Annotated in this window: 17 protein-coding genes and 1 pseudogene; 4 read left to right on the top strand and 14 right to left on the bottom strand. The window is 57.9% G+C overall.

The window, feature by feature from the left end; genetic code table 11:
* On the bottom strand, positions 1-1098 hold a 1098-nt coding region (gene modC, locus IC50_RS36150), incomplete at its 3' end, for a molybdenum ABC transporter ATP-binding protein (RefSeq protein WP_050991193.1).
* A 2067-nt stretch (positions 1099-3165) separates the two neighbouring features.
* On the opposite strand from modC, the gene IC50_RS42225 reads away from it, so the two are divergent.
* The 3 genes from IC50_RS42225 (at position 3166) to IC50_RS43540 (ending at position 5468) form a co-directional block, all read left to right on the top strand.
* Complete coding sequence (locus IC50_RS42225) at positions 3166-3462, top strand: hypothetical protein (protein WP_161170740.1); 297 nt, start codon at positions 3166-3168, stop codon at positions 3460-3462.
* A gap of 1088 nt (positions 3463-4550) precedes the next feature.
* The gene (locus IC50_RS43545; protein WP_014497954.1) at positions 4551-4940 is read left to right on the top strand and encodes a hypothetical protein; all 390 of its coding nucleotides are present in this window, start codon (positions 4551-4553) and stop codon (positions 4938-4940) included.
* Between the two features lie 66 nt (positions 4941-5006).
* Positions 5007-5468, top strand: a complete 462-nt coding sequence (locus IC50_RS43540) for an NEL-type E3 ubiquitin ligase domain-containing protein (protein ID WP_074076604.1) — start codon at positions 5007-5009, stop codon at positions 5466-5468.
* A gap of 546 nt (positions 5469-6014) precedes the next feature.
* Here IC50_RS43540 and IC50_RS36120 read toward each other — a convergent pair.
* The 13 genes and pseudogenes from IC50_RS36120 to IC50_RS36045 form a co-directional block, all read right to left on the bottom strand.
* Positions 6015-6734 (bottom strand): hypothetical protein, encoded by a 720-nt coding sequence (locus tag IC50_RS36120; protein ID WP_011084599.1) that lies wholly within the window; start codon positions 6732-6734, stop codon positions 6015-6017.
* A gap of 54 nt (positions 6735-6788) precedes the next feature.
* Positions 6789-7538: a hypothetical protein gene (locus IC50_RS36115; RefSeq protein ID WP_011084600.1), complete on the bottom strand. Its 750-nt coding sequence runs from the start codon at positions 7536-7538 to the stop codon at positions 6789-6791.
* Positions 7539-8057: 519 nt separating this feature from the next.
* Positions 8058-9463 (bottom strand): annotated as a pseudogene (locus tag IC50_RS42220) (M16 family metallopeptidase).
* Between the two features lie 53 nt (positions 9464-9516).
* Positions 9517-10863: a M16 family metallopeptidase gene (locus IC50_RS36100; RefSeq protein WP_080586761.1), complete on the bottom strand. Its 1347-nt coding sequence runs from the start codon at positions 10861-10863 to the stop codon at positions 9517-9519.
* Between the two features lie 1114 nt (positions 10864-11977).
* A complete protein-coding gene (locus tag IC50_RS36090; protein WP_011084606.1) occupies positions 11978-12400 on the bottom strand; it encodes a hypothetical protein in 423 nt (140 codons plus the stop codon).
* A 567-nt stretch (positions 12401-12967) separates the two neighbouring features.
* Positions 12968-13558, bottom strand: a complete 591-nt coding sequence (locus tag IC50_RS36080; RefSeq protein ID WP_011084608.1) for a tetratricopeptide repeat protein — start codon at positions 13556-13558, stop codon at positions 12968-12970.
* Between the two features lie 30 nt (positions 13559-13588).
* Complete coding sequence (gene sctV / locus IC50_RS36075) at positions 13589-15688, bottom strand: type III secretion system export apparatus subunit SctV (RefSeq protein ID WP_011084609.1); 2100 nt, start codon at positions 15686-15688, stop codon at positions 13589-13591.
* Positions 15689-15697: 9 nt separating this feature from the next.
* Positions 15698-16126, bottom strand: coding sequence for a tetratricopeptide repeat protein (locus IC50_RS36070; RefSeq protein WP_011084610.1), 429 nt, complete (start codon positions 16124-16126; stop codon positions 15698-15700).
* A 2-nt stretch (positions 16127-16128) separates the two neighbouring features.
* Positions 16129-16665, bottom strand: a complete 537-nt coding sequence (locus IC50_RS36065; protein ID WP_011084611.1) for a hypothetical protein — start codon at positions 16663-16665, stop codon at positions 16129-16131.
* 33 nt (positions 16666-16698) lie between these two features.
* Positions 16699-17592, bottom strand: a complete 894-nt coding sequence (locus IC50_RS36060) for a SctD/MshK family protein (protein WP_011084612.1) — start codon at positions 17590-17592, stop codon at positions 16699-16701.
* Positions 17593-17708: 116 nt separating this feature from the next.
* Positions 17709-17900 carry a hypothetical protein gene (locus IC50_RS36055; RefSeq protein ID WP_014497948.1) on the bottom strand — a complete coding sequence of 64 codons (192 nt, stop codon included), beginning with the start codon at positions 17898-17900 and terminating at the stop codon, positions 17709-17711.
* A 42-nt stretch (positions 17901-17942) separates the two neighbouring features.
* Positions 17943-18251: a hypothetical protein gene (locus IC50_RS36050; protein WP_011084613.1), complete on the bottom strand. Its 309-nt coding sequence runs from the start codon at positions 18249-18251 to the stop codon at positions 17943-17945.
* 97 nt (positions 18252-18348) lie between these two features.
* Positions 18349-18909 (bottom strand): hypothetical protein, encoded by a 561-nt coding sequence (locus IC50_RS36045; protein ID WP_014497947.1) that lies wholly within the window; start codon positions 18907-18909, stop codon positions 18349-18351.
* Positions 18910-19159: 250 nt separating this feature from the next.
* Here IC50_RS36045 and IC50_RS36040 point away from each other — a divergent pair, with 250 nt between their 5' ends.
* On the top strand, positions 19160-20614 hold the full coding sequence (locus tag IC50_RS36040; RefSeq protein WP_014497946.1) for a DUF1521 domain-containing protein: 1455 nt from the start codon (positions 19160-19162) through the stop codon (positions 20612-20614).
* Positions 20615-20746 lie beyond the last annotated feature (132 nt).

Genomic DNA, 20746 nt, shown 5'->3' with positions numbered 1-20746 from the left:
GTCATCACCCAGTTTCCCGCATAGCTCTTCCGCGAATACTTCCGCTCCAATACTGAGCCGTAGGGCATCAAAGGAGCGGCGCGTGATGCGCGCCAAAAGCGGCACGCCAGAGTGGCCAGTTTCAAGGGTCAGAACCAAGGTGACCTCAGCATCGCCGTGCGGCAGAGAGGCCGTTATGCGTGCTCGAAATACATTGAGGATAGAGCTTGCGCGCGGAGGTTCGCACGCAATGCTGACGTCGCCGGCAGCGATGCGCAGCCGCAGCCTTGCGCCCGGCCTTAGCGGTACTGCTGGTATCAGAAAGCGCGCGGATTTGAGGCGGAGCTTGACCAGCCCGTAGCGCCCGTCATAACCGCCGACCATAGTATCCAGACAGATTGCCGCTTCACTGCGGCTGGCGAGCGCCGGGTCGCTCTGGGTGACATTGAGCGGACCGGCCGCAGTCACGGTGCCATCTTTCATCATGACGAGATGATCGGCGAGACGTTCGATATCGGTGATGTCATGGCTGATGTAGATCATCGGCAACGCAAGCGATTGCAGGATGCGTTCGAGAAATGGCAGGATCTCGCATTTGGCGGAGCGGTCGCGCACAATGAGTGGATCGTCCAGCAGGAGTAGCCGAGGCTGGCCTAGCAGCGCACTGCCAAGGGCAAGTCGCTGCCGCTCGGTCTTGGAAAGATGTGATGGCGTACGCTCGAGCAGTGGCGCCAAGCCGAGCAATTCGACCACACCATCAAAATCGATCAGTGTCGGTTCCGAGTTTGACGCGTTGTATAAAAGGGTGCGTCGTACCGACAAATGAGAAGAGAGGATCGGTAGCTGAAATACATATGCGACGCGACGCAGATGAGGCGGTCGAAACGTCGTCTCATCTTGCCAAATCTCCCCATCAATCGCACAGAAGCCATTCGGCAGACGCTGCACGCCAGCGATGCAGCGCGCGAGTGTAGTTTTGCCGCACCCAGGCGGACCAAAAATCGCTGTGACGCCTTTGGCCGGTACGCTGAACTGCGTATCAAGCAGAATGCTCGCGAGCGAGCCGTTGAAGGCAACCTCAATATAGCCCTTCTTGGCTTCTTTGGTGAACCCGCCCATGTGCTGTATCTTCCATCTAAGTGAGGAGCCTAGCGGCTGCACTGGAGGTGATCGTTATGCTGCTGGCCATCCAGTCTATTCCGCTCCAGCACGGCGCTGCTGCTCGCAAGAGGGTATAAAGTGGGAGGGAGGCGTGCAGAGCGGTTTCAAGTCCGGAGCCTTGTTGAGCAGCTCCACGCCGGTGGATCGTGGCAATCGGTACGGTGGCCGGCGCGCTTACCTTAAGAGTTAAGCGCCGCCTTTCCAGCAACGCGAGGTCTTTGGTCTGCTTGGCCGGGCCGAGGCCTTCTGGTGAATGTTGAATGGCGCGGCTTGAGAGGTTGGGGGGCAAAGATGCCGGCTCACGCCAAAGCTGAATACTGGCCCGCGGCCGGAAATCGGCATCAATGATCCCACAGCTTCGCGAGCCGATTTGAAGTCTGCCCAGTAGCTGATCGTAGCCTCTGCACTCTCAGGTGCGACCAGCATCAGCGCCAGGTCGATTAACATGAATCGAATAAGTCTCATTGGAACTCCGGCTCCGCCTGAGCCGCTTCCTTCCCGGCAACTAGCTGATACTTACCCAGCAATCCGCGTGCCGTTCGAAGTGATAACTGGGCGGTTAGCGGCAAGGGAGGCGTTTTATCTGTCTCCACTCCGCGTCTTAAATCGCCGCATCCTATTGTAGGACTTTGACGCTCGCGTCTCCAACCGCACATGCAGGGCCGTGAGGCGGCACCCAAGGATCATGCCAAGCCTCTCGCGTTCGAGATCGTGCTTTGGCGAATATGCGGCCGTAGAGCTCGTCAATGATGCACAACTCCATGCCATCCGACTGACGCGCCATCCGATCTACTCGGCGGAGAAGGCCTGTAGACGGTCGCTTGGCGAAAGCGCTGACCGAGATGATATGCGGTGCCCGCGCGCTCAAAGTGCTTGAATCGACCGTAACGTCAGGTTGTAGGCATGGCGAAGCAGAAAACCATATTGGGAGCCAACATGGGCACATAAGTGCTAAACGGCCGATCTCTGTTTGTCGCGGTCTTCGCAATGCGTGTTGCGAGTGGCGGGATAATGATTCGGAGCGCGGCAATCATTGCAGCCGGCCCGCGAGAAGCGAGACTCATGGCTGCCGAGGCATTCCAATCCGGTAAACAGATCACCTCTCGGGGCAAAGAAAAACAGAGAAGCACAGGCGTCTTATGAGGGGTTTGGTCAATCAAGAGCGACGAATGGGCTGGACTTGCAATGCGCATCGCTTTGCAGCCGTCCTCGCTGCGATCGCGATCGCTGCGACATGGTGCACAGGACACGCTCGCGCGCGAGATCGGCGAGCCGAGGAAGTCTTGGCGTCGTGCAAATCAGACGTGATCCGCTTCTGTGACCGCTTTACAGGCCGTAGCGATGTTGACGTGGCCATGTTTTGTCTTAGGGACAATTTCAAAAACTTGCACCGCGAATGCCGGCGCATGATGCCAACCGCGGCAAACGAAAACGATGCACCGAGACAATCGCTCAACAAGCGCCCGGTAGGCCCTCATCGAGAGACGCGGCAGTTGCGAACTCGAACGATAGTGAAGTATTCAGACTGACGGGCGGCGGGGTTGGCCAGCTTGGTGGCTGAAGGTCGACCGGGCTGGAGCATCAGCCTGCCGAGGCGCAGTCGGCTGGGTGGGACCGATCCGTGATTGGATTGGCTCGATTAGCGATACAGTTGCCCAGGCGTGGTGCGGCCTTGAATTTCGAGTTTCGTGCTGCAGCAGTTGCGCTTTGTTCAGCGCTGTAGCCATTCGCGGCTTCGAGGTTTTGTGAAGTTGCTTTCGTCTCTCTGTGGCTGGTCCCAAGGGCAATCAGCGTCGGCTGTGGAGGCAGTGGACCGTACTGTCATCAATTTATGGCATTGTGGCCCGCGACTACGTATTTTTGCGGAAGTGGCTAAGTCGGCTGCGACAGCCAATGATTGCCGGAATATCAGCGCGTTTGTTTCATCGCGGTTGCCTTAGATTTCTCAGGATTACCTTCGGCTAGACTGAGCTGTAACAGATTGGGCTAGGAAACCTCTTTTGTTAGCCGCTGATCGATTTCCCCATGCAACCGCTTGATACCATTGCGGCGTTCTCTATGGGCGCTTCAGGGGAGTCGCTTCGCCCGATTGTGGTGCTCCTGACCGAATACACTTTAGAGCTCAAGGCGAAAGGAAACGCCGTCGACGAGAGCCGTTCAAAGGCAGAGAGCTGTTCATGCAGACGCTTCTCAAGGGCCTTGCGTTCGGTGCCAGGCAGGTCGGTGTTAAGTAGCCGGCGGCAGCGCCAGATTCCGTTTCGCAGCCATCTGATCTCACTTAGCGTATCATCAATCGAAGTCATCACGGATGTTGATCCTTAAGTGTAAAACATGGCGATGCTCGTCGAGCGGTCGTTCCCTGGCTCCGCATTCCTGCCGGATAGTTGAGCCGACAACGGCGTATCGCCCGCTCGTGTCCGGAGGAGGCGAGAAGTCCGATGTATGCGACGCTTATAAGTCAATATTATCCTACGCCGCGCGTTTGGCGAGAAATCGCGGCAGATCCTCGCGGTTTCAATGCGCCGCGAACGTGTGTCCTGCACAATTCCAGCGCTCATAGGGTTAAGCGTGTTTAACGCGAGATCAACAAGGCGCACTAGCTGCTCGAGTTATTTGGTCGCGGCGCAGCTAGGCTACACTGAGCTCGACACAGAAAATCTGTCGTACCAGTGACAGATGCACCTGTCCGATTATCCAGTCGGAAGGATACCGTGAAGAGCCGCCCGATCGCCGTTTGCCGGTTCACGTGACCAATGTTAAAATGGCTGGGAACTCCGCGTCGAAGAGAATTAGCGAGCCCGCGGTGTTGACATCGGGGCGCGCTGCGTCTCGTAGCCAAGCGCGTTAGCGCGATAGGCTGCAAGCTTTTGAGCTCAGCTATCGCCCAAGCGTTTGACCCCGGGGAGAAGTATGGCCGCCTCGCCTCACGTCACAGCAAAGTTGCCGGCCTAAACGCGCTGCTGCCGGCGGACCGGCACCCGCCACCAGCCGGTCCAGCACAAAGTGATTCGTCTGCGGAGAGCTGAGCCCAAGGTTACGGAATTACAAACGCCATCCGTCATTTCGTCGCTCCGGACTGCGTCAGGTTATCGACAGGTGGCGCTCGTATCATGAGCGCCGCTACTCCCTTGCAGGCTTGGCTCAATGGGCGCAGAGCTCGCAGGCGAGACCGGTGGACTGCAATATCAATTGATCCGCGAGCGAAACGCCGTCTGGATTCGCTACACTGTCTGCAGTGGGTGCTAGTTGCAGAAGCGTATCCGGGCCATTCGTGCCTGTCGGCACGCTTGTGGGATCGCACCTCACTCCTTGTGGGCCGGTGGCGCGTCAGCCATAGTGGAGGATTGGCGGTTCTAAGATGCGCCGCCCCGGCGCATTCGCTTCATTTTGCTACCGAAGAAACGATATCGATGAACACAGAACAGCTCGTCACTCGTATTCCTTCCGCAACTTCCGATTTGGAAAGCTCCGAACCAGGCTCTCCGGCCGCACCGCTGTGGGGAGAGACCTTGGCCGGCGTGCACACGTCCGCTGCCGGAGCGGTTGCCTCGCCGGAGGAGGTGCTGGCCAACTGGGCTGCCGAAGACGGGCAGGGGCAACATGGGGATCGGCAACAAGCGGTAAGCCGAACGTCGGCTTGGCGGGGGACGGGTGATCTCAATCAGCCGCTAGATCTGTCGTCTCGGTCCCTTACCGCCTTGCCTGCGCCCATTTTGGCCGAGGTGCGCCGCCTGAATGTGGATCACAATCAGCTCGACAGCCTGCCCGAGACACTTTCGACCGGCCTCCAGCGGCTCTAGGCCATCAGCAATGGGCTGACGCGCCTGCCTGCAGAGACCGTGAACTACCATCACTAGGCGTTCCGCCTGGCGGTCGCCGAAGATCTGCGGCAGGCAGCCGTCAGGCCCCGTTTACGCGAGCAGTATTTCGAGTTGGCTTCGGGAGCGAACGGGAGCTGCGAAGATCGCGTTACTTTGGTCTGGAACGGCATGCAGACCGCACGCCTGAACGCTGATGTCGAGGACGGACTCTATGACGGGCGCCTCGGCGAACTGCTCCAGAACGACCGCGTCTTGTTTCGCTTGGAAGCGCTTGACGGGATCGCGCGCGAGAGGGTCAACTCACTTCGCCGTGCCGATCCCGACGCGGATGTCGACGAGATCGAGGTTTATCTTGCCTACCAAGCCCAGCTGCGGGACGCCCTGGAGCTGCGGCACAACGCTCCCGACATGCGCTTCATGAATGTGTCTCAAGTGACCGAGGCCGATGTGGCCAGGGCCGAGGCGTCGGCGCGGGACGGGAAGCGGCGGAATTTCGGGACTATTTAGCGACGCGATGGCAACCATGGAAAGCGTGGTGAGGCGTATGGTACCCCAAGATTATGCTGAAATGCAGGAGCGGCTCGTCGGCGTGATGGGTGTACAATTTGAAACCCGCTTGGATGAGCGACTGGCTGAGCATGGTCTGACGGGCGATGCCGATGCCGAGCCGGTCCTCGGCGCCAGATACGAAACGAGATTGCCCGCGCGATCAAAAGCGCGCTCCTGCATCAGGTCCTCGGGAAGCTCGGCCTTCAGCTATGAGCGCACCTCCGAAGGAGGGTCCGTCGATCCGCCTCGCCGGTCACAAAAGTCAAAATTTAATCGACGCCTTCCGGGACGGACTGCCTGCATGACGGACTGTCTGCATGAGCCATTGCCGAATGAGCTCTGTTAATTGCGCCCGTGCGTCCGTGCGGACGATCATGGTATAGGATGGACATCCAAGAGAAGATTAGCAAAACGCAATGCGTTCACGTTGCGAGCGCCGTTGAACTCAGCGCTCAACGGCCTCTCATAGGCCAGACAAATAGATGGGGGATCAGACCGATCTCTTCAAGTCGCCCTCGTGCAACGTAGGCTACCGATGTCCGTCCCCCGCGGCCGATCCCACCTTCGCAGCGTCACACTCGAATCCAGATCGCGAAACATGCCGTAATTCCGCCGGATCCATTGATGCAGCTCGGTGGACCAGTCCTTCTCGTTGCGCAGATACCCAGTGAAGGAAAAGCCAAGCCGATCTATATATCTCTTAAGGAACAGCGGTAGTGCGGAAATTCGAATCACCCGATCGCCGTCCATCGCTTCAGGTAATCCGCCGCGCAGTGCGAATTCATTGTGGATGATGACCAGCGAGGCCGGGGGAATTCGCCGCCGCAGCATCTCGTAACCACGAAAGGAGATGCGATCTGCGCCCGCGACGAAGAGTACGACAGGGGTGACACAGCACCGCGCCGTCTCCTTGACGAAGCCAATCTCCTCGCACATCTTGAAGAATTCGTCGAAGGCGTGAAAGCCGAGATCGATTACTTTGGGTACACGATCGTGAACGATGAGAGGGTCCATCAGCTGCATCTTGCCGTATGTGTCGATCACATCCGCGGTCTCCGTGATGTTGGGCAGGTAGTCGAGCAATGATGGCTCTTTCAAGTTGACGTCAAACGACAGCGTTGTACCGTCTTTCAGCAGCAAGAACTCGCTCATGGCCCGAGCGATGAGGGTTTTACCGACCTGCGGGCTAGGTGAGCAGATGATGTAGATGGGGGTCGCTAACATAGCCAGCAGATCAATTTCGTTCTGTGCGTGGGCTCGAGCTTGCCGGATATACGGCTACTTCTCGCCGGCCCGGGTGGCGGACTTGGCCCCGGCCAATTCCGTCAAGTTGATGCGATCAAATTCGCTCCAGACATTTGCCAGCCAGTGCCGGACATAGCCGCGCAGCACGAAGGAGTTGTTCGCGGGTTCATCATTGCGTCCCTTGTTCGCGACGAAGTCTATGAACGGGACGGACGCGACTTCCACCTGCTCATACGCCATCTCGTTAAGCTTCGGGATGGTCAACTCAGTCGCATGTTTGATGCGATGAAAATAGGAATTATAAGTGGCTTGATCCCACTGGAAGAATTGAGTGTCGTTGATGAAGTTCTTGACCAGGTAGTACTTTGCACCGGTCATGAAAGTCGCGGTTTCCTCGATCTCGTCTAGCGACGCGATAGATGATCCCAGGATGTGGAACACGGCAAATGTGATCTGGCCAGACCGTGCCGAGTCCAGAAAGCCGATGTTGCGCAAGGAAGCCAGCGCAGAGGACAGTAGGCCTGCGCGAGCATCGATGACAGTGACGGACAGCCCTGAGTTCAAGGTATCGAAGATCTTCATCTGGTCCGCCGTCGCAGTCATGTCGACGATCTCAGTGATCCCGGGGTAAAAGCGCTTCAGCGTTCCCCGGGGCGACTCCGTGTCGAACGCGCGTATTTGCACGTTATTGACGCTAAAGTAGTCCAGTAGCGTTCGTGATACGGTCGTCTTGCCGACTCCTCCCTTGTCCGCACCGACTACAATTACCACTGGCTTCACCATAGAAACATCTCCTGAGCTCTTGCTATTGCCGCGCGCAAAGTGCGCTATCGGCGCGTCACTGCTTTGGGTGCGAACATGGCGGAAAGAAGGGGCAATGAACCGCCGATGCGAGAGCTCTGCAACTGATAAGCGTTTTCAACATCTAGCGAGTAACGTCGCGTGATGATGCAGCTCCGGCAATGGGAGTAATCACTTGTACTGGTGATTTACGTGAGGTTTGTGTGCGGCTGGAATATGCGGGGCAAGAATCAAAGTCTGCCCATGGTGATCGTTGGATTGCCGTAGGTTCGCTATGGATGCTGTCGCTGCCGCTATCAAATTTTAATGGGAGACCGAGTCTTACGTAGCGTCAGATTGCGAGCTCGATGAAAGCGCAAATCGGGGGGATGCTAGGCGGTCCGACTATGGCTTCGCAGACCATCAAAGGTCTACTGGATCAGATCGCCGTCTTTTCGGCATGCCGAGGAATATCTCCACGAGCTAAAGGTGAGTGGCTAAAGGCCTCTCTGCGCGCGAGAGCTAAGCACATGGGCTGCTAGAAAATAAATTGGGCGGCGTCGTCGGGCCGGTGTCTAGCTGATCGGCGCCCGGCGGGGGTGTAGTCCTGGACGGCACAATGGCCGCCTGCGCTGCGTCCTTTGGGGCGCGGCCGACGATAATTGTGAGCAGACCCCCGCCCCACAGCCGCTGCGCTGCTCTCTTTGGCGTCTTCCAGCGTCACCGCATCGACGACGGCATTCTGGTTTTCGAGATAGTCGATAGGCAACTTGTCAAGCTGATGCTGCAGTAGCGTTCGCGCCAGTTTTGATGATGTGTTGAGAGCTACCAGTTGCGAGCCCTTCAGGTAGGACTTTGCGTCATCGAGCTCCTGCTGAGTCGGTCCTTCCGCGGCGATCTGTCGGACCTGCTTCTCGATTTCTTCAACCGTTTCACCGGCCCGATCGGCGCAGGTGCCGCTGGTACCGAGAAACATGGCTGAATGATCCAGCCAGACAAGCTGCTCACGGACTGAATAAGCCAGTCCGCGCTTCTCGCGGACTTCGCGGAACAGGCGTGACGTCAGGCCGCCGCCGCCGAGAATGTGGTTGACGATACAGGCGGGCATGAAACCCGGCTCGCTGCGACGGACGGCTGGACCGCCAAAAGTCACAACTGTCTGCGGCACATCGAGCTGAATAAAGACCCGCTGCGGCGGCTTTGCTGCGATGACGTCGGCGACCGGCATCGCTTCCGCGTTGCTCGGCAGGCTGCCAAAGGTCTTATCGAGCAGCTTGCAGACGGCCCCTGGATCGACCCCGCCGACCACCGCGATTTTGAACGTGTCTTTTTGCAATGACGCGCCGGACATAACCCTTGAGATCCTCGGCCTCTATCTTCGGCACGCTTTCCAAGTAGCCATCGACTGGGCGAGCATAGGGATGATCCCCAAAAGCGACTTCGAGGAACTTGCGGCGAGCCAGCGACGAAGGATCGGTTGAGTCGTGCCGAAGGCGCGCAAGCACAGCGGCACGGTTCCGTTCGACGTCGGCGGCCTCAAAACGCGGCGAGGTTAGCGCGATCCGTAAAAGCTCGAAGGCCTCCTCCGCGCTGTCATTGATCGTGCGCAAGGCACCGCGGAAGTGATCATGGGTCACGTGAAAACGCAGCTCAATGGCATGGCGGTCCAGCCGCTGATGAAAGGTCTTGAAGTCAAATTTGCCGGAACCTTCCTTGAGCAGCCCAGAAACCATGTGGGCTACGCCAGGTCTTTGAGCGGGATCCTGAGCCGCGCCGCCGGTGAAGGCATATTCCATCGAGATCAATGGGACAGTGGAGTCCTGCACGAACCAGGCTTCTATGCCGCAAGACGAAATCAAACGCTTGATCCTGGTCCGGTCCAGTGATCGTGGTGCGGCATGCGAATTTGACGAAGCGAGCACCGCCATGGAGAGGGAGGCTCCTCCAAGGAGGATCCCGCGTCGAGTGCAAGGATGGATCACTAGAGCGTCTCCCAGTGTTGCGGGGTAGACTCTTTGACGAGATAGCCGGTTACCGCTCGTTTCTTGTCGAGCCATATCCGCGCGGCCTCATGCACCTGCGGTGCGCCGACCGCTCGGATGTCGTCCGGCCAGCGTTGTACATCCTCGATGCATAGTCCCGTCGTCAGGGCGCGGCCATACCAGTGAGCGAGCAGTTCCTGACTGTCTTGGGCGTAGGCGACTTGCGCGGTTAGCCGCGTCTTCGCCCGCTGGAGATCTTCGGCACTCGCGGGATTACGGGCAATACCGGCGATTACCTCGTCGATGCAGCGCTCGATCAGGCTGAGGTTGGCGCCAGGCTTTGGTATGACGGAAATCTCGAATAGCGATGGATCGAGCGCGGCAGAGTGGTAGCTCGCCCTGGCGGTGACCGCGAGCTGCTTTTCGACAACCAGCGAGAGATAGAGATATGAGTTAATGCCGCCGCCCATCAACTGCTCGAGCACCTCAAGCGCTGGACCCTCGCCCGCGGCCGCGCTGCGAGTCGAGGGTACGAGATAATAGCGGCGCAGGGCCGGCTGCTCGACGCGGGCATCGGCCAGTGTCACTCTGCGCTGCGCGGCCGGCGGCGGTTCCTGCGGCCGCAGGCGTTCCTTGGGAATCGAAGGTTGCGCGGGGATGCCGCCAAACGTCTCCTTCACCATGGAGCGCATTTCCTTGGTGGCTACGTCGCCAGCAACAATCAGGATCGCGTTGTTAGGTGCATAGAAGCGCCGGTAGAAGGCAAGCGCGTCCTCTCGGGTAAGCTTTTCGATTTCCTGGCGCCACGCGATAATAGGGTGGCCGTAGGGGTGGTTGAGGTAAAGCGCCGCCATCATCTGCTCAGCAAGCCGGTTACCTGGATGGTTGGCGACCCTCATATTGAATTCCTCCAGCACGACGTCTCGCTCGGAGAGCACGTTCTCGTCCTTGAGAACGAGACCGGTCATGCGGTCGGCTTCAAATTCCATCATCTTGCCGAGGTGCTCTCGAGGCACGTGCTGGAAGTAGCTGGTGAAGTCGAACCCGGTAAAGGCGTTCTGGTAGCCGCTGGCGCGCAGCACGGCCTTGGAGAATTCATCCGCCGGATGTTTGGAAGTACCCTTGAACATCAGGTGTTCGAGGAAATGCGCAAGCCCCGATTTGCCGGGCGGTTCATCCGCGGAACCGACCTTATACCAGATCATCTGAGTGACGACTGGTGTGCGATGATCCTGGATCACAACCACCTGCAGGTCGTTCTGAAGCGTGAAGCATGCTGCTCGATCTGATCTGACCGTGCCGGCATAGACGCTAACCGCCGGAGTGGTGCGCGTCGTCGAGTCCAAGGCTTCAGGTGGCCAAATGTAACCGTCGACATGTCATGAACACAACCTTGCGCACAACGTCTCAGGAGAACTTGGCGTCTCTGGAGATTTGGGGGTAGATCAAGCGCGATATACGCTGGCACAACACTCAGCAGCTTGCCGTCACACATCTCGCTCTACACGATGAGCGGCTTGACGATTTGTCTGCCAGCGAGCAGCTCCTCTGAGTACACTGCGCCGAAGTAGTCCAGGATGAACGTGCGACAACAGCGTAGTTTATCGGCCGCGCGCATCAGGTGCCGCGGGGGAGCGCGATTGAGAAGATTTGCCGCAAAAGCCCATCGGTTGTTGACGCGCGAGGTAAACAAATGCTCAGCGATAGCTTCGATGAGACAGTGGAAGTCACTTGCCGGCCGTCGCGGTTTACGTAAGGCAAAGGGAAGCCGAGCGCACCGCTCACCGTCCTTAAATCACCTGCCAACAAGTCACTCAGATTAAGGATACCAAGGGCACCGCAGATCGCGGTCATGTGATTTGCGGTTGCAAGCCGGAGCCTGGTTGGCGCATGTTAACTACTTCGCTATTTCTCCTCTCTCTTATCTGAACGACAAGATGCCAGAAGGGCGTGGATGTAGCAGTGCCGAGCGGGTTTGATGAGGATGTGATCCTCCCGGAGGACGTTCATGCCGGCAAGATTCTGCCAACCAATCATGCCGTCCGCTGCCGGCGGCTAAAGGGCTGAAAACGGTTTGCGAGCAAGTTTTTTCCCGGGAAGGCAGAGGAGGAGATCCTCACATGGCAGGACCGGGTGTCATGGAGATCGTGCGCCGCCATCGCGCGCTGTAGCTTCGCAGTGCCGATAGACCGCGTCATTTCGGCTGATACAAGGAGGCTCTTTGCTGGCGCAAGCTGCAGATCAGGAGGAACACGAGGCTGCGGAGTCCGAGAGATAATCGATCTGCTGCTCGTCCGGCTTGATTCCGCCAGACGAAAGGACCCACAGCGCAGTCCAACTCCGCCTGCGGATACGGAAAAGATGTCGGTGCTCAAGAGTACATGCAGCAGGAAATGAGATAGAGGCCTGATCTTGCCCCGCCGATCCGGCCAATCGCTCTTCGTGTGATGCCTGTAGGCTCTACATAAAGTCATATTCCTCATCATACGGATCGTTCGCGGGCTTCGCTACACTCTCGGTATACTTGGCATTGCCGCTGTTGTCTTCAGTCGCGGCAAGATACAAAGGCGGCTTACCCGCCCGCTGCCAATTGCCGCCTTCGTTCTTCCATTTGTCATCGTGCTTGGTGGGATCTAGCACCATCATCGAGTCACTAACCTCAAGAAAGCCCAACGCTGCCGCGCGGGCTTTCGCTTCCGGATTGGAAGAGTGGGAGAGAACGAGCGGTTTGTTTCCGTCGATCTGGAGCTGATGTTCAAGCAAGATATCGCCCGCGTTCTCGACGAGCGGATGAGTAACCCGGAAAGCTATTGTTGAGGTGATTTCATCTCGTCCAGGAAATTGATGGCGCCAATCATTGTTGCCCTTGAACAGCTCACTCATGCGGCCTCCGGGTTCCGTTCTCAGAAGCCCGACGCTCTTGTTCCCAAGCTGATAGCTGAAAAAGCACGATTTCTCCGAAATAGACTTCGTGCCGAAGCGAAATGCAGTGTCCGCTGTGCGTGAGCCTTTTCGGAAACCCAGCGCGAGTATCGCTGCGGATTGGCAGCAATATCCTCTATGTCTCCTCCATAAAAATCTGCCAGCTTATTCTCAAACGAAGATTTTGAGATCTCAACCACCGGCCGCTCGTCAACCAGCGCGTATGGCGGGACTGCTGCCAAAGATGCATCAACGGAGCAGCTCGATGGCGCCAAACTCAGAGCAGAGAATACATCCAAGAATCTTGGGCTATCCGTGTGGGAGCCATCGTCCGAGCTCGTTCCCATTTCATCGAGCTCGGACGCACGTTCGCTGTTAGATAGAGCTTTAGTGTTTTGAAACATAACACGTCCTGTTATGTCGGCGAGGCCGCGCCGGAGTGGGGTTCCGCGCTCATAGTAAGCCTAGCTGTCGGCAAGCTGACAGCTAAGCATCACGCTTCGCTATTCCTGCCCGCTCTTGATCGCCTTATCTTGAACGAGCCAATGCTTTCCGGCTGCCCGCCTGAGGTGCTGCGCTGGCATCGCCGGCGTCCATCTTGCCTTGAAGGGCGAGGGACAGTCCGAAATTGTTGCGCAGCATCGGGTTTGCAGGTTCCGCCGCGAGAGCTTGGCGGTATAGCTCTTGGGCTTCCTGATGACGGCCCTCGTGATCGAGAACAACTGCTTTGGCATTTAATGCGCGCAGGTCGCCAGGGGTTGCCAATAACACGCCGTCGAGCACCTCAAGCGCATCATTCGGACAGTTGCGTGCCAGCAGGGCTCGCGCAAGAGGAATAGCCGCATCAATGTTGTTCGGCTGTTGCTTCAATGCGTCGCGCAGAGCCCCTTCATCAGCATCTCGGCCAAGCGCGTGCGAAATGCGCTCGCGCGCGGCGGGGTCGATCTCTTCGCTGTCTGCGAGGTCTGATGCGGACCTCTGCTGCGGTGAAAGGCCATGTTTGTCTGCGGTAGCGCAACCAGCGAGCAGCACAACAGTCAGCATCGCAAGCAGAGCCGGCCGCAGCCTTGGACTGGCGGAGCACAGATATCGGCGGAAGCTGGTGTCATTAGATTTCATCGGCTACTCACAAGGTAGTGCTGCGCACTCTTAGCTTGCAGCTGTTAGGAGCCCTCCTGAGGAAGGCGCCTTTGGAAGCTTGACGGATCCGATCGGCCGGACCGTGAAGTCCGCGGCGAGATCTTGATAGGACAGAACAGGCAAGTCGATTCCGTTGCGCGTGAGAAAACCGCGCACGAAACGCCGGATATCCATCGAACCGAGGACGACAGGCTGGCTCTTACTTTGCGCGATGGTCGCATGAATCTGACGAAATTGTGCAAGCAGCTTTTCGCTCTGCCATTCATCCAAGACGAGATATGGGCCTACGGCGGTTTCCCGTACTGCGCCGCGGATGATTTCCTCGCTCTCACGCTCGATGATAAAGGCGACCACGACGCGATGGGCATTAGCATACCGGAAGCAGATTTGGCGTTTTAAGGTAGCACGAACATACTCGGTGAGCAGGACGGCGTTTTGCTCGCGCTCGCTCCATTCTGCCAATGCCTCCAGAAGCAAGCGGGTATTGCGGATTGGAATGCCTTCATCGAGCAAGCGGCGCAGGACCTCGGCGATCCGAGGGACGGTGGCCGTACGCAGTACCTCCTTCACCAGATCAGGGTATTCCTGCTCCATCCGAGCGAGCAATTGGCGGGTTTCCTGAATACCGACCAGGCGCTGTGCAAAGCGCGTCAATGTGGAATGGAGACGTAAGGCAAGAACTTCGCTTAGCCGATGATATCCGATTCCGGCGGCCTTGAGAGCCGCTGCATGCCGTTCTTCGATCCAGACCCGATTCGTTTCAGGGTCTTGTTGAAAGGGGATGCCGCTCAATTCGATGTTCGCGACATCGTCGTTGAGTGCCAAGTGCCCGGGATTGATCACATCACGCTCAACTGGCACACTATCGACATCGACCCTGAACTGCGACGAGGACAAGCTGTCGCCAATCTGGGCAGGGATCCGCGGAATGGTGATGCCAAGGTCCGCCGACACGAGCCTTGAAACACGCGAAATGCTCTCTTCCAGCTCGTCTTTGTCGATCGAATCCGTCAGGTTTGGTGCAAGGAACAACGCGATCGGAAGCGCTTCCGCATGTGCGGCCTGCTTTTGGACCGCTGCAGGAACCGGCGCCGATGCCGCGGCGCTAGCTCCTATTTTGGCGGCAGGCTTGTCGTCTTTGGGGCCGACCTTGACGTAGCTTGCGGCAGCGAACAGGACGGCCAGCACGGCAAACGGGGGCAAAGGAAAGCCAGGAACGAGCCCCATGAATACCAAGACGCAAGCGGCTAGCCTAAGTGCCTCCGTACTTGCGGTAAGTTGGTGAACGATATCGGCGCCGAGTCTGAGTTTGGAGGGTCCGTTGACGCGCGTGACAATGGTCGCGGCGGTAATTGACAGCAGCAGCGCCGGAATCTGCGAAATGAGCGCATCACCAATCGTCAAAAGAGTATATTGATGCAGCGCTTCATCGAGCGACATGCCCTTGGAGAGCAGGCCGATGCTTATTCCGCCAAGCATATTGATGCAGATCACGATCAGCCCGGCGATCGCGTCTCCCTTAACGAACTTCATGGCACCATCCATAGCGCCATGAAGCTGACTCTCTTGTTCCAAGGCGGCACGTCGGCGGCGTGCTTCGTGTTGATCGATGTGGCTGTTGCGTAGCTCCGCATCGATCGCCATCTGCTTGCCTGGTAGCGCGTCAAGCGTGAAGCGCGCAGACACCTCTGCGACGCGTTCGGCACCCTTGGCAAGAACCATGAATTGGACCATGGTCACGATCAAGAATATGACAATTCCGACCGCAATATTCCCTGAAATGACGAAGTCGCCGAAGGTGTGAATGATGCTGCCCGCGTCGCCTTCGGCGAGGATCAGCCGTGTTGTTGCAATCGTCAGCGCCAGCCGAAATACGGTGGAGATCAGGATGACGCCCGGCAAGGACGAGAAATCAAGCGGTGTGCTGAGATAGAGGGCAACCATCAGCAGCAATATGGCAAAGCCAAGATTGAAGCCGATCAGCATGTCGATCACGATGATTGGGATTGGCATGATCATCATGCCGATCGCTAGAAGCAGCATCAAGGCAACCATGAAATCCGGGTGGGCCGGAGCGCGCACGACAAAGCCGCGCAAGGTGTTGGCCATGATAGATCCCTATTGCTTTCGGATGAGGGCTGTACTCGCGCGCAATGACACATAGGTCTGGAAGACCTCGCGAGCCTCGGCCATGCGGCCAGCGTGCCGTAGCGCGTGACTGCGCAACAGCGTCATCGGTATGCGAGAAGAGGGTTGCGTATCAAGTGCGTCCAGCCGGTCCAGCACATGGAGTGCTTCCTCGCCGAGGCCCTCGGCGATGAGCGTGTAGGCTAGAATGCGGAGTAGACCGACGTCGTTGGAATGCTCGCGAGCTGCAATTCGCAACAGAGCCAGGCTGTGTGCGCTCTGCCCGCACGCGAGATGGACATATGAGAGTGCGCAAAGCAGGTCGCGCTCTGGCCCGGAGATCGACGGAATATCGCCGGATTTTGAGACTCCTGGAGCCAGGGGAACGGCGACGCGATGCAATCCATCAGGATCGGCCATGGCTAACCCTTGATTAAGCTGTTTTGGTTTTGTCGGAGCATTAGTAACCGCTGCAGCTCCTGCTGCAGGATTGCCAAGCACTCTCGCGCCGTCTTGTCTTCCGGCGTCGCCTCCAATGTTCGCGTCAAGCGTTCCAGAAGAACACCATGCTTGTCAGCGCGCAGTACGTCGGGATGACGAAGGCGCGGAACTACGAAGGAGAGTAGTCCGCGGGACAGATTGGGACCATAAAGCGAAGCCAATCTCGCGCGTGCATCTACCTCATTCGCTCCTGCTTCGCTTTCGAATAAAGTGACGCGTGAGATGGCGCCGACGGAATCGACCCCGAGCGCCGCTTCGCTCGCGCCATCAATTGGCAGATCATACGAAGCCGCATCCTGCCACGACGCCCGCTTCGTGCCGCTATCCGCATGGGCGCCTCCGACTTCGAGCTTGTCACCTCGCGAAGGAGGCGAGCCGATGACTGGTGCGTGCTGGCCCGCATCTAACCCCTGCGATGAGTTGCCGGGCCCTACGGAGTTCTGAGGCAGCCTAGCCATAGCCTTCTCCTTCTCTTTTGCAGGGTAGAGACCTTAATAGGGCAAAGCGGCAGATCGGCCGTTGCGGCTGAGCAGAACTCGTCCATCCTCGATTCGATCAACGGTCCATCCATTACTTAAGAGCGCGCCGACGAAATACTTCTGCCCGGCAATAAGCAGATAAGGTTCGCTTCCGCGCCAGACGGCTTGGACAGCAATCGAAGACGGCATCTTTTCCTCTTTCACCGCGACAGCGTTCACAAGGGTCGGGGTACCATTGCTTTGACGATCGAACCATTGCTGGATTTCTTTCCATTTTGCGACGAGGTCCGGCGCAATCGTCCCTTCCGCGGTCACGACGCCGGGCCCGTGCCCGATCTTGACGTCAGGAAGGCCCTCTCGTTCGATCTGTTGGCGCAGTGATGCGGCCATTTCATCAGCAGCTCTCGCGTCAAAATGATCGACGGTTGGTTTAGCGGCAATTTCGACCGCGTGCGATGATCCGGTGCTTGGCGCCACCGCCCTATCGCCGGGGGCAAAGATGATTGAGACGGTGCCGATCGCGACAGAGCTGAGCAAGATCAGGCTGAGTGCCACGATCGAGCGGCGAGATCGCTTGCTCGAAGCAATTGGTTGGAAATCCTCTGCCGACCAGCGGATGGACATCGCGCCGGCATGAATGATCGCGGGAAGCGGCACTCTGACGCGCTCACCTGTTGCAATGCTAGCGTGACGGTCAATGCTGATTCTGGCAGCGAGCGCTTCGAGCTCGATCGAATCGCGCTGCGGGATGACGCGAAGATGATGCGGTTCGAGCCCTTGTTCAACGAAGATCATGTCCGCATCGAGGCCGCTGCCCACAATGCTCTCGCCGCCCGCCGTCTTTCCTTTGAGCCCGGTATAGACCCCCGAAAGCACCTCGAACTCAAGCGAAACAGAGTCGTTCACGATAATCCCCCGAATAACGAGAGAAGCCGTACGGCGGTGCCGTACGGCTCATCCAGACTTCGTCATTCACAGCGCGGCGACGGTAGCAACTGCGGTGAGCCACCCGTCTTGCAGAATTACTGGACGCGCTCGTCGGCGACCTTCTTCTCGGACGAGAGTTCGGTCGTAATTCTGCGCATTGCCACGGCCTGGGCCTGAACCTTCTGGCTCACACGCTCGAATTCAGCCATCTGGTTCTGGAAGCCGCTATCGCCGGTCTGCTGGGCACCAGCAGCGCCGCCATTTCCGCCAACATTGTCAACCGCCATGTCTATTTGCCTTTCCTTTGGGATAACGCTGGTTCTGATTTGTTACGAGGTGCGGGCCGGCGAGACGATCGCAGGAATGGAAAGGAACATGGGCGTACCGCCGAGCGTGCTGAGCCCGAGGTTCAGCTCCGGGCTCTTGCAGGCAGTCTCGTGCTTGGATTGCACCTCGGTCTTTTCGCCGGCGTCTTTGTGGTCTTCGGCCTTATCATGGTGACCCTCGTCGGGCACCAAGGTGTGGACCACCTTGTCAAAGACCTTGTCCACGGTCCCGCCCAGTGCCGAACCAATTGCCGCTCCGGCCGGGCCGCCTAGGTAACCGCCGGCGGCGCTTCCAATCATTTCTCCGATCATTGCGTTCTCCTATGTTCGTCTTGTTGCGCAGACGACTGTTCGCCTAGCTTCAGCGGCCTCATGCTAGGGGCGCTAGCTTTCGAAAAGCTGACGAGCCTCACGTTGAGGCGAGTGATATTTTGCGGCAGGCTTGCATCTGCTCGCAATCATCGGATCGCCCTGTCGCTCCCAGCGGCGCCCTATAGCCGGCTTGGATGAAGGCGAGTTGAGCCGTGCTTAGCTGCGCGTTCAGGAATGATTTGACTTGGCGGAACCTTCGCAGGCGCGTGGCTTGCAGGGTGGAGCACGGAAGCGGGATAAGGTCATCGAGCCGTGCGGATCTCAGCCCTCGCTTGTCCCGTTTGGCTAAGATGGCGGCTTGCGAAAGCTCACCTTTCGCGAAGTCTTGATGTTTGGGAAAATGCAGCGAGAGTTCAAGCTGTTGATCGCTCCTCGCAGATGATGTGCAGTTCCGGCGGGAGCGCTGATTGCGGTGAGGATGAGATGATTGGCTGATAACCGGCAACGTCGTGTCATTTGCCTGAAGACATGGGAGCACCGCTGGTACCAGACGAATCTTGCCAGGAGGGAATATTAAATCTTGCGATACGTTCAGCGAAGGATGCGTTTCGGACATCCGATCGATGCCAAAGTGCGTGCGGCTTGGCTCGCTGATCATCGTCAGCTTTTCGACAGGTGTTCGGGCTACCGTATCTGTGAGTTGAATGCGCGTGATGTGCTCGTGCGGTTACGGTGATGGGGCGAGAGAGGATCTCCATAGGCTGCCGGTTCTGGCAAGGGAATTAGTCGTTCGTTCGGATGAGCTGATCAGGCGCTCTCATGCAGATCTGAAGCGGCGGATCTTGGGTGACTATGCGCGTAACGCTCACAGTTTTACAGATGTCGTCTATGCAACAGGAGTGAACTAAATGCAGTATCTTCCCGTGGCCGGCCTGCCAGTGGTGGGTGCGCCCGACTCGATGAACGGAGTGGCGCCGGAGGGCGCTGTTGTCACTCCCACCTTCAACGCCATGTTGGGGCAATATGCCCCGGCGAGCTACCAGTACTTGCCGGTAGCCTCACCAGCCCTCGTCGGTACGGCCGTTGGGAGTGTCGTTCCGGTCGTCGTGGCGCCAGCCGTCGTTACGACGCAGGCGTACATGATGGCGCCTCCTCCTTCCACCATGCTGATGAGCCAGCTGAATCAGAATGCCGAGCCTGCTGTGGATCCGGTGTGGACGCATGAGGTCAAGGATGGCAAGGCCACGATCAACCTTGGGGACAAGTATACGATTACGGCCAATGAGAAGGATGGCACGTGGACAGTCCGCAACAACCAGACCGGCCATGTCACGGTCATTCATGGCGACCCGCACGTTGATGCCGACGGAGACGGCAAGGATGACTTCGATTTCAAGAAGGATATGACGTTTCAGCTCGACGACGGCACGAAGATTACTGTGAATAATGTCGACTACGGCAATGGCCAGGCCATCTCTTCAAAGCTTACGATTACGAACGGCCACAACGCGATCGTTGTCGAGGGGCTCGGCGACGACAAGGATGGCAAAAACAATCTGAGGGTGACGCAGTCCAACGCTGGGATGACCCTTGACGAGTTGACGTCTGATGGTGCCCAAACGATCCATGAGAGTGGACAGGGATGGGTCGATGGCGCCGGACGCGCCGTGAATCAGGCGAGTATCGACGACGGCGAGCAAGGGCGTGGGCCGGGCAACTACCAGTATGCAAGCGGAGCGCCCACCTCTACGGCGCCCGTCTTCTTCGTTCCTCCTCCGCCGCCGCCTCTTGCGATGGTGCCTGTTGCGGCTGCCCAGGTGCCCACGCAGTCTTCTCAGCCGGCGCCAGTGTGGTCACATGAGGTCAGGGACGGCAAGGCTGAGATCAAGCTTGGTGATAAGTATTCGATCTTGGTCGACGAAAATGACGGAACAGTGCTCATTCGTAACAGTCAAACAGGCAAGATCACCTCGATTAAAGGCGATCCCCACGTCGATGCCGACGGTGACGGCAAGGTCGACTTTGACTTCAAGAAGAACATGACTTTCCAGCTCGACGACGGCACGAAGATTACTGTCGACACCGTTGATATCGGCAAGGGCAAAACGATGGCCTCGAAGCTGACCATTACTAACGGCGACAATGCCATGGTCGTCGAAGGGCTTGGAGACCGCTTTGACGGTAAGAACAATCTCAAGGTGACGCAGTCGAATGCGGGCCGTACGCTTGATCAATTGACTTCGGACGGAGCCCAGACGATTTATGAACAACCAGGCTCGGGCTGGGTTGACCGGTCTGGACGCCAGGTGAACCAGGAAATCATCGACAGCAATGAGAATCCAGGCACAACGTCCGATGCTTGAGTTGGCCTGAGGTCTGGCTGGTACTGCGAAGCGGTTCCAGCTTATGGGATAAGTCACTGAAGTGGGCGCTAGCGCCCGCTTTTCGTGTTCAGTGAGGAGATGAAGATACTAGTACCCACTTTTCTTGGAACG

Source organism: Bradyrhizobium genomosp. I (2014) (assembly GCF_000261685.1).
GTDB lineage: Bacteria > Pseudomonadota > Alphaproteobacteria > Rhizobiales > Xanthobacteraceae > Bradyrhizobium.
The sequence above is the reverse complement of the archived record's forward strand: the minus strand, read 5'-3'. Positions and strand labels throughout refer to the sequence as shown.